The organism is Pseudarthrobacter sp. NKDBFgelt, assembly GCF_046097905.1.
GTDB lineage: Bacteria > Actinomycetota > Actinomycetes > Actinomycetales > Micrococcaceae > Arthrobacter > Arthrobacter polychromogenes.
Window position 1 is genome coordinate 1 of the sequence record NZ_JBJURL010000118.1, and the last position, 8951, is coordinate 8951.

The following is an 8951-nucleotide window of genomic DNA, read 5'->3' on the forward strand; positions in this document are numbered from 1 at the left end:
GCAGTGAAGGCGGAGAAGCTGGCCGAACAGCTGATGGCCGACTCGCACAACCGGCGCCTGAACATGATCACGGCGCTCCCTGGTTTCGGCCCGGCCTTCTGCAACGCGGCCTGCCCCGGCGCTGCGGCTGTGGCCAGCACCCCGGCCCGCACGCCTGGTTCCCCTGCCCGGGCAGGCTCTGCCTGGACTGGCTCTGCGTGGAATGGCTCTGCGTGCGCAGCCACCGGCACCAGATGGTCGGCAAGGTTGCGGGTGCGTCCGTTGTGCGCCACGAGGATCACGGTGACGCGTCCGCGCAGGTGGCGGATCGCGTCTTCCACCACCATGGCCGAGACGTCGTCCAGGTGCGCGGTGGGCTCATCGAGCAGCAGCACTGTGGCTCCTGCCTCGATCCGGGCCAGTCCCCTGGCCAGTGCCACCCTCCGCAGCTCCCCGGGGCTCAGCTCGGCGGGGTGCTGGTGTGCCAGGTGGCCGGCAGCGGCGCGGGCCAGGCATGAGCGTGCGGCGGCTTCCACGCCGGCGTGGCCGCGGGCGCCCTCGATATCCCCGGAGAGGTACAGGACCACCTCGTCCAGGACAGTTTCGGCGAGCATGACCGGATGCTGCGGCACCCAGGCCAGCGCGCTGCGGTCGATGCCCTGGAGGGTGCCGGTGACCGTGGTGCCGGATCCGTCCCCGATGGTTCCCGCCAGCACGCCGAGGACTGTGCTCTTTCCTGCGCCGCTGGCTCCGTCCAGGGCGGTGATCCTGCCTTGCGGCGCGGTGAAGCTGAGCGGGCCGACAGCGGGGCCCGACCTTCCGCTGTAGCGCACGGTCAGGTCCGTGACGGAGATTGGGGCACCGGGCCGTCCCGCCCGGGTTGCCGGGAGCGGCCGGGGTTCGGGGGCCTCCGTGACTGCGGTGGTTTCCGCGAGGGCCACCCGTCCGTCGTCGCTGGCGTGGTGGGCGGTGCCCAGTTCACGCAGCGGGAGATAGCAGTCCGGGGCCAGGATCAGTGCCAGCAGGCCGGCTTCGAGCGGCATGTCCCCGTGCACCAGCCGGACGCCGATGAACACGGCCACCACCGCGACGGAGATGGTGGCGATCAGTTCCAGTGCCAGCGCTGAGAGGAATGCGGTGCGGAGGGTTCCCATGGTGCGGGTGCGGTATTCCTCGGAGATCTCTTCGAGGGCCTTGCGCTGCGCCGTGGCGCGCCCGAGCCCCACCAGGACCGGCAGGCCTTTTGCCAGCTCCAGCATGTGGGCGGACAGCCTGCCGAGGGCCGCCTGCGCTTCGCGGACGTTGTCTTCGGTGTACCGGCCGATGAGCACCATGAACAGCGGCACCAGCGGTACGGTCAGGACAATCACCACCGCGCTGACCCAGTCCGCGAAGAGGATCCGTGCTCCCAGCAGCAGCGGGATCGCCGCGCAGTTCACCAGTGCCGGGAGGAACTGGGTGTAGTAGTTGTCCAGCGCATCCAGTCCACGGGTTGCCAGGACGGCGAGCCCGCCGTCGGCAGGGCCGGTTCCCCGGGCGCCGTTGCGCAGCGCCCGTTCGAGCAGCCCGGCACGCAGCTCCTCCTTGATGCCAAGGGCCGCCCGCCGGGCAGCGACGGCCTGTGCCCAGACGGTCAGTGACCGCAGCACGACGCCGGCCAGTCCCAGGGCAACCTGGCCTGCCCAGTCCGGGTCCGCCGCCACCAGTCCGGCCAGTACCGAGGCCACGGCCTGGCCCATCAGGACAAGTGACAGGGCCTTCAGGGCTGCCAGCAGTCCGAGCAGGTAGACGGCGGAGCGGGTGGCCGGGCCGGGAGGGAAACTTGGCCGCATGTCAGCCCTTCGTTGTGAAGGCCCTGGCGGCGATGGCCGGCAGGAAGCTGTGGGCCTCCGGGATGTGCGCTGCACTGACCCGGCGGCGGAACACCCAGTAGGTCCAGGCCTGGTAGGCGATGACAAGGGGAAGGCCGAAGGCCGCCACGATGCTCATGAGCCCCAGGGTGTAGTCGGAGGAGGAAGCGTTGGAGATGGTGAGGTCAAAGGCCTCGTTGAGGGTGGAGGGCAGCACCACCGGGAACACCGCCGCAAAGATCGATGCCGATCCCAGTGCCAGGAAGGCGCCAAGCCCGGAGAAGGCCTTGCCTTCGGCTCCCTTACGGGCCCACACCCAGGCTGCGGCCGCGGCGGCAACAGCCAGCAGGACAAGGGCCCAGGTCCAAGGCTTCCCGTCCAGGAACTGGATGCTGAGTGCCCACGCCGCGATGGGCAGGAGCAGGACGGGGAGCAGGCGCACGAACCATGTCCGTGCCCGGTGCCGCACGTCGCCGTCGGTCTTCAGGGCCAGGAAAGCCAGGGCGTGGATCAGCGAGAAGCCCACGACGGCGAGGCCGCCCAGAACGGCGTATCCGCTGAACCAGGCCAGCGGGCCTCCTTCGCGGTCGCCGTTGGCGTTCAGCGGCAGGCCGGTGGTGGTGAGCGCCAGCGCGGCACCCACGCCGAAGGCCGCGAAGAAGGATCCCAGCGCGATGGCCCAGTCCCAGCGGGCACGCCACTGGTCGGTGTCCACCTTGCCCCGGTACTCGAAGGCCACCGCCCGGAAAATCAGGGCAACAAGCACCACCAGGAGCGGGAGGTAAAGGGCGGAGAACAGGGAGGCGTACCAGAGCGGGAAGGCGGCGAACGTGGCGCCGCCGGCCGTCAGGAGCCATACCTCGTTGCCGTCCCAGACGGGTCCGATGGTGTTGAGCAGGACGCGGCGCTCGGTGTTGTTGCGGGCGAAAAGCTTCATAAGCATCCCGACGCCGAGGTCGAAACCCTCCAGGAAGAGGTACCCGGTCCACAGCACCGCGATGGCGATGAACCAGACTGTTGGCAGCAGTTCCATGTGTGTATTTCCTCTGCTCTTCGTGCGCGGCTTAGTAGGCGAACGCCAGGACGTCGTCGCCGGGTTTGCCGCCGCCCGGTCCACCGGTTCCGGGGGTGGCGTCCTCATTTTCGTCGGCCGGTGCATGGACCAGCTCAGGCATGGCGGAGACCACTCCGCCGCGGATGTATTTCACCAGCAGCTTGACTTCTACCACCAACAGGACTGCGTAGACCGCCGTCAGGGTGACCAGCGAGGCCAGCAGCTCCCCGGCAGAGACACCGGGTGATACCGCCGCCGCCGTGAACATAAAGACCTGGTCGATGCCGCTGGGATCCGGATTGGGGGCAACGACGAACGGCTGGCGGCCCATTTCGGTGAAGATCCAGCCGGCGGCGTTGGCGCCGAAGGGTGCCAGGATGCCGAAGACGGCGAGCCGCATGAGCCACCGGGATTCGGGGACGGTCCCCTTCCGGGTGATCCACAGCGCCACGAGGGCTGCCAGGGCGGCGAGCCCGCCGAAGCCGATCATCATGCGGAAGCCCCAGTAGGTGACCTCCATGACGGGAAGGTAGTCGATTTCCTGGCCGGCGCGTTCGCCGTAGATGGGGTTGTCCGGCAGGTGGGTCCCGTAGGCCTCCTTGTACTGCGGCAGGAGGCTGTTGACGCCCTGGACTTCGGTGGTGAAGTCGCCCTTAGCCAGGTAGGAGAGGATGCCGGGGACTTCAATGAGGGCAACGATGTCGTCGCAGTTCTGCGAACCAAGGTTGCCAATGCTCAGGACGGAGAACCCGGTGCCGTCATGGCAGGCGGCTTCCGCTGCGGCCATCTTCATGGGCTGCTGTTCGAACATCAGCTTGCCCTGGAGGTCCCCGGTGAGGGCGGTGCCGGCGAAGGAGATCATGGCCACCACTGCGCCGATGCGCAGGGAACGGAGCCAGACTTTGTGGTCGTCGCGGTCCCGGCCGGGGATGTCCGCAGATTCGCCCGGGATGACCTTGCCGTCGGCGCCGACTGTGTCGACGCCGTCGCGCCGCCGGCGCCACAGGTGGTACCAGGCGATGCCCAGCAGGAAGCCGCCGGCAACGGCGAGGGCTCCAAAGAGGGTGTGCGGAACGGCAACGAGCGCGGTGTTGTTGGTGAAGACGGCCCAGGCGTCGGTCATGACGGGCCGGCCGTCGATCATCTCCACGCCCACGGGGTGCTGCATCCAGCTGTTGGCCACGATGATGAAGTACGCGGAGAAGATTGACCCGATCACTGCGATCCACAGGCACGCCAGGTGGATGCCGGGCTTGAGCTGCTTCCACCCGAAGATCCACAGTCCCAGGAAGGTGGACTCGACGAAGAACGCCAGCAGCGCTTCCAGGGCCAGGGGCGCGCCGAAGACGTCGCCCACGAACCGGCTGTATTCACTCCAGGCCATCCCGAACTGGAACTCCTGGACGATGCCGGTGGCCACACCCATGATGAAGTTAATGAGGAACAGCTTTCCCCAAAACTTGGTCATCCGGAGGTATTCGGGGTTGCCCGTGCGGTGCCAGGCCGTCTGCATGACTGCGACAACCAGGCCAAGGCCGATGGTCAGCGGGACCATCATGAAGTGGTAAACGGTGGTGATCCCGAATTGCCAGCGTGCGATTTCCAGCGCGTCCATAGCGTCCAAGGCGGTCCCTCGTGTCAGCGAATGCAGATCTTCTACGTTTTGTAGAACTCAACTTCTACCGAGTGTAGAACAACCGCGGCGGTGGTGTAAAAACCAGCTTCCACTCCCCCGGCGCGGCAGGCAAGGGCCGCGTCAGGCCACGTGTTCTACCCAACGTAGAAAGTCTCGGGAAAACCGGGTAAATTGGAGGTGTAGTTCAAACACAGCATGCAGCCACTTCCGCCCGGCGGCGGTGGCGCGGGGAAACAAAGGAAAAGTGCAATGGCTAGTCTTGGTGAACTGGAACGGGCAGTGATGGATCTGCTCTGGGCGGGCCAGGAAGCAGCCACAGCCAACACGCTGCGGGACAGGCTCGCGCAGACCTCGGCCGGGCAAGGCGGTGCAGCCGGCCACGAGGGCAAGGAGCTTGCCGTGACCACTGTGCTCACCGTGCTGTCCCGGCTGGAGAAGAAGGGCCTGGTGGAGCGCGAACGCGGCACCCGTCCGCACCGGTACCAGGCAGTGTCCAGCCGCGAGGACCACACCGCCGAGCTGATGCACGAGGTGCTGGGGTCGGCTCCGGACCGCGAAGCAGTGCTGGCCCGCTTTATCGGGTCCGTATCCGAGGGTGAAGCCGAGACTCTGCGCAAACTGCTTGGCCACCTCTAGCGGACCATGTTCTGGGCCTCGTACCTGCTGGCGGTCCTTGCGATAGTCCTGGCGTGGCCGGTGCCTGTCCTACTCTCACGCGCGCAGTGGCCCGCCCGCTCACCCTTTACCGCCATGATCCTGTGGCAGGCGATAGCGCTGGCCGGCGGGCTGTCCATGATCGGCGCAATGCTCGTGTATGGCCTGGAACCGATCGGGGACAACCTGATCGCAGGCCTGCGGGCGCTGGCCGGCATGGTGCTGTACAACGCCCCCACCACCGCCCTGGGTTTCTGGCATATTTTCGCCCTGTCCGCGGCGGCGCTGCTCACCGCCCACCTGGTGTTCACGCTCCTGCTGACCTACTACAAGATTGAGCGCCAGCGGCGCCGGCACCGCGAACTGCTGTCCCTGCTGGCCTCGCCGTCCGCTGAGGGGACGGGAACCCTGGTCATCAGCCACAACTCCCCCGTGGCTTACTGCCTTCCCGGGGGCGCCCGGTCCGTGACTGTTCTTTCGGATGGCCTGATGGCGGCCCTTGAGCCCGCGGAACTCCGTGCGGTCCTGATTCATGAGAACGCCCACCTCAGCCAGCGCCACCACCTGCTGCTGTGGGCATTCGCTGCCTGGCGGCAGGCATTACCCTGGCTGCCAACCACCCGCCTCGCCCAAGAGTCAGTGAACTCCCTGATCGAGATGCTGGCGGACGACGTCGCGCTCAAGACCGAAAGCAAGGCCACGCTGATCAAGGCCATCGCCATTGTGGCCAGCGGGTCGGCCGGGAACAGCGGCGGCGCGGACCTCCGACAGGAGGTGTCCAGCCTGGCGCTCTCCGGACTTGACGCCGCCGCCGGCACGTCCGGCGCGGACTCCGCCCGGACCACCGCCTCACGGGTCAGCCGGCTGCTCTCGCCCCGGCCTGAGCTGCCGGCGCCCATCCGCAGCATGGTCGTGGCAGGATCCGTACTGCTCCTTGCTCTGCCCACCCTGCTGCTCGTGGTGCCCGGCCTGCTGGGGTAAGTCCCGCCGTCGTCCTCCCCCAAATCCCCCGACGCCTGCGGCACAGGATGCCTGCGGCCCCCGCCGGCTGCCCGCTGCCTTCTGCCGTCAGGCGTCGATGCGCTCCCGGTCCAGGCTGGAGGCGCCTGCGATGATGAAGTCCTTGCGCGGTGACACGTCCGAGCCCATCAGCAGGTCGAAGATCTCCTCTGCCTGCTGCGCGTTTTCGATCCCCACCTTGCGCAGGGTACGGTGCCGCGGGTCCATGGTGGTTTCCGCCAGCTGCTCGGCGTCCATCTCCCCCAGGCCCTTGTACCGCTGGATCGGCTCCTTGTACCGCTTGCCCTCCTTGGCCAGGCGGGCCAGCAGGACGTGGAGCTCCGCCTCGGAGTAGGTGTAGATCATCTCGTTGGCTTTTTGGCCCGCGTTGATGACCTCCACCCGGTGCAGCGGCGGAACCGCCGCGAACACCCGGCCCTCCAGGATCATGGGCCGCATGTAGCGGAAGAAAAGGGTCAGCAGCAGGGTGCGGATGTGCGCGCCGTCCACGTCGGCGTCAGTCATCAGGATGACCTTGCCGTAGCGGGCGGCAGAAAGGTCGAAGCTGCGTCCGGACCCGGCCCCCACCACCTGGATCAGGGCGGCGCACTCGGCATTGGAGAGCATGTCCCCCACCGAGGCTTTCTGGACATTGAGGATTTTGCCGCGGATGGGCAGCAGCGCCTGGAAGTCGGAGGACCTGGCCAGCTTGGCGGTTCCGAGCGCCGAGTCGCCTTCCACAATGAACAGTTCGGAACGTGCGACGTCGTCCGTGCGGCAGTCGGCCAGCTTGGTGGGCATGGAGGAGGTTTCCAGCGCGTTCTTGCGCCGTTGGGTCTCCTTGTGCACGCGGGCCGAGATGCGTGACTTCATCTCGCTGACGATTTTTTCGAGCAGCAGGGCGGACTGGGCCTTGTCATTGCGGTTCACGGAGCTGAGCTTGGCGCTGATCTCGCGTTCCACCACCTTGGCAACGATGGCGCGCACGGCTGATGTGCCCAGGATTTCCTTGGTCTGGCCTTCAAACTGCGGCTCCGCAAGCCGCACCGTCAGGACCGCCGTCAGTCCTGCGAAGATGTCGTCCTTTTCGATCTTGTCATTGCCTGCCTTGAGCTTGCGGGCGTTGTTTTCCACTGCCTTGCGGAACGTCTTTACCAGGGCCTGTTCAAACCCGGACTGGTGGGTTCCGCCCTTGGGCGTGGAAATGATGTTCACGAAGCTGCGGACCGTGCTGTCGTAGCCGATCCCCCAGCGCAGCGCGACATCCACTTCACAGTCCCGCTCCACCTCGGCAAGCTGGCTGTGCCCGCGCTCGTCCAGGACGGGCACCGTCTCTTTGAACTTTCCGGATCCATGCAGCCGCCACACATCGGTGACTGCCGGATCGGCGGCGAGGAATTCGACGAATTCCGAGATGCCGCCGTCATGGTGGAACACCTCTTCGTGGACGCCCGCCTCGCCGGGGGTTCCCGGGACCCTCCGCTCATCCCGCACTGTCAGCTTGAGGCCGGGAACCAGGAAGGAGGTCTGCCGGGCGCGGGCGGCCAGTTCCTCATAGGAGAACTTGGCGTCGGGGGTGAAGATCTGCCGGTCGGCCCAGTAGCGGATCCGGGTTCCCGTGACGCCGCGCTTGGCCTTGCCGGCGATGTCCAGGACCGAGTCGTCAACGAACGGTGTGAAGGGCGCGGCGGGGTCCGTTTTGGAACCGGTGTCCTTGAAGCGCCCGGGCTCGCCGCGGCGGAACGACATCTTGTAGGTCTTCCCGCCCCGGTCCACTTCGACGTCCAGGCGGGAGGACAGGGCATTGACCACAGACGCACCCACACCGTGCAGGCCGCCCGAGGCGGTGTAGGAGCCACCGCCGAACTTGCCCCCGGCGTGCAGTTTGGTGAAGACAACCTCCACGCCCGTCAGGCCCGTTTTGGGTTCCTTGTCGATGGGAATGCCGCGGCCGTCGTCGTGGATCTCCACGGAGTTGTCCGCGTGCAGGATGATTTTGATGTCGTGGCCGAATCCGGCCAGCGCCTCGTCGACGGAGTTGTCGATGATTTCCCAGAGGCAGTGCATGAGGCCGCGGGAGTCGGTGGAACCGATGTACATGCCCGGGCGCTTGCGGACGGCCTCAAGGCCCTCCAGTACAGACAGGTGCCGGGCAGTGTAATCAGAACTGGGTGCCACTGGTGATGAGCTCCTTCAGGGACGTAAAACAGCGGGCTGGGATCTCTTCCTCTAGGGTAGTCGGCGCGGCGCCTGCGGTGCGGCTGCCACACCTGGCGGAGGGTGTGGACCGCGCCACGTCAGGGCGTGCGCAGGCTGCTTGGACGTTCTTGAGCCAACATTGCGGATACGCGCACAGCGAACTTGCCCCATCCTTGCGATGGTTTTGTTACGAATGCTGGTTATATAGACGTACTGATCTACTAAGGAGGCCGACATGACAACAGCAGTGGCAGACCGCACACTCAATGCACTGGACCGGTGCGACCGTTGCGGAGCTCAGGCCTATGTCCGGGTTGTATTGGAGTCCTCCGGCGGTGAGCTGCTCTTCTGCGGCCACCATGCCCGCGCAGTCGAGGCGACTCTGAAGCCCTTGAGCTCCGACTGGCACGATGAGACGGGCAAGCTTCACGAGAAGGCAGCCGTAGAAATCGACTAGCTTCCCCCAAGCTGTTGGGACTCCACCGGAAGGTGGGGTCCCAATTCTTTTAAGCCCCGCCCTTCGTTTAAGCCGCGCCCGCGCCCTCGCCGGGCCCCGTCCCGGCCGGCCAGGCCCTGCGCC

General features: G+C 66.6%; 7 protein-coding genes. 3 read left to right on the forward strand and 4 right to left on the reverse strand.

Annotation, left to right across the window (positions count from 1 at the left end; all coding sequences use genetic code 11):
* The 3 genes from cydD to ACKAE7_RS19850 all read right to left on the reverse strand — a co-directional run.
* Window positions 1–1811: thiol reductant ABC exporter subunit CydD (cydD, locus tag ACKAE7_RS19840; protein ID WP_408980097.1), on the reverse strand; the 1811-nt coding region annotated here is incomplete at its 3' end.
* A 1-nt stretch (window position 1812) separates the two neighbouring features.
* Window positions 1813–2862, reverse strand: a complete 1050-nt coding sequence (cydB, locus tag ACKAE7_RS19845; protein WP_188812824.1) for a cytochrome d ubiquinol oxidase subunit II — start codon at window positions 2860–2862, stop codon at window positions 1813–1815.
* A 31-nt stretch (window positions 2863–2893) separates the two neighbouring features.
* Complete coding sequence (locus ACKAE7_RS19850) at window positions 2894–4498, reverse strand: cytochrome ubiquinol oxidase subunit I (RefSeq protein WP_188812863.1); 1605 nt, start codon at window positions 4496–4498, stop codon at window positions 2894–2896.
* A gap of 270 nt (window positions 4499–4768) precedes the next feature.
* Between ACKAE7_RS19850 and ACKAE7_RS19855 the strand changes: the two genes are divergently transcribed.
* Entirely contained in the window at window positions 4769–5155 is a 387-nt protein-coding gene (locus ACKAE7_RS19855) for a BlaI/MecI/CopY family transcriptional regulator (RefSeq protein ID WP_013600699.1), read from the forward strand.
* 6 nt (window positions 5156–5161) lie between these two features.
* Entirely contained in the window at window positions 5162–6154 is a 993-nt protein-coding gene (locus ACKAE7_RS19860; RefSeq protein WP_188812826.1) for a M56 family metallopeptidase, read from the forward strand.
* An 87-nt stretch (window positions 6155–6241) separates the two neighbouring features.
* Here ACKAE7_RS19860 and ACKAE7_RS19865 read toward each other — a convergent pair whose 3' ends face one another.
* Window positions 6242–8350, reverse strand: coding sequence for a type IIA DNA topoisomerase subunit B (locus tag ACKAE7_RS19865; protein WP_408980098.1), 2109 nt, complete (start codon window positions 8348–8350; stop codon window positions 6242–6244).
* A gap of 256 nt (window positions 8351–8606) precedes the next feature.
* On the opposite strand from ACKAE7_RS19865, the gene ACKAE7_RS19870 reads away from it, so the two are divergent.
* Window positions 8607–8828: a hypothetical protein gene (locus tag ACKAE7_RS19870; protein ID WP_013600696.1), complete on the forward strand. Its 222-nt coding sequence runs from the start codon at window positions 8607–8609 to the stop codon at window positions 8826–8828.
* The last annotated feature ends 123 nt before the right edge of the window (window positions 8829–8951 follow it).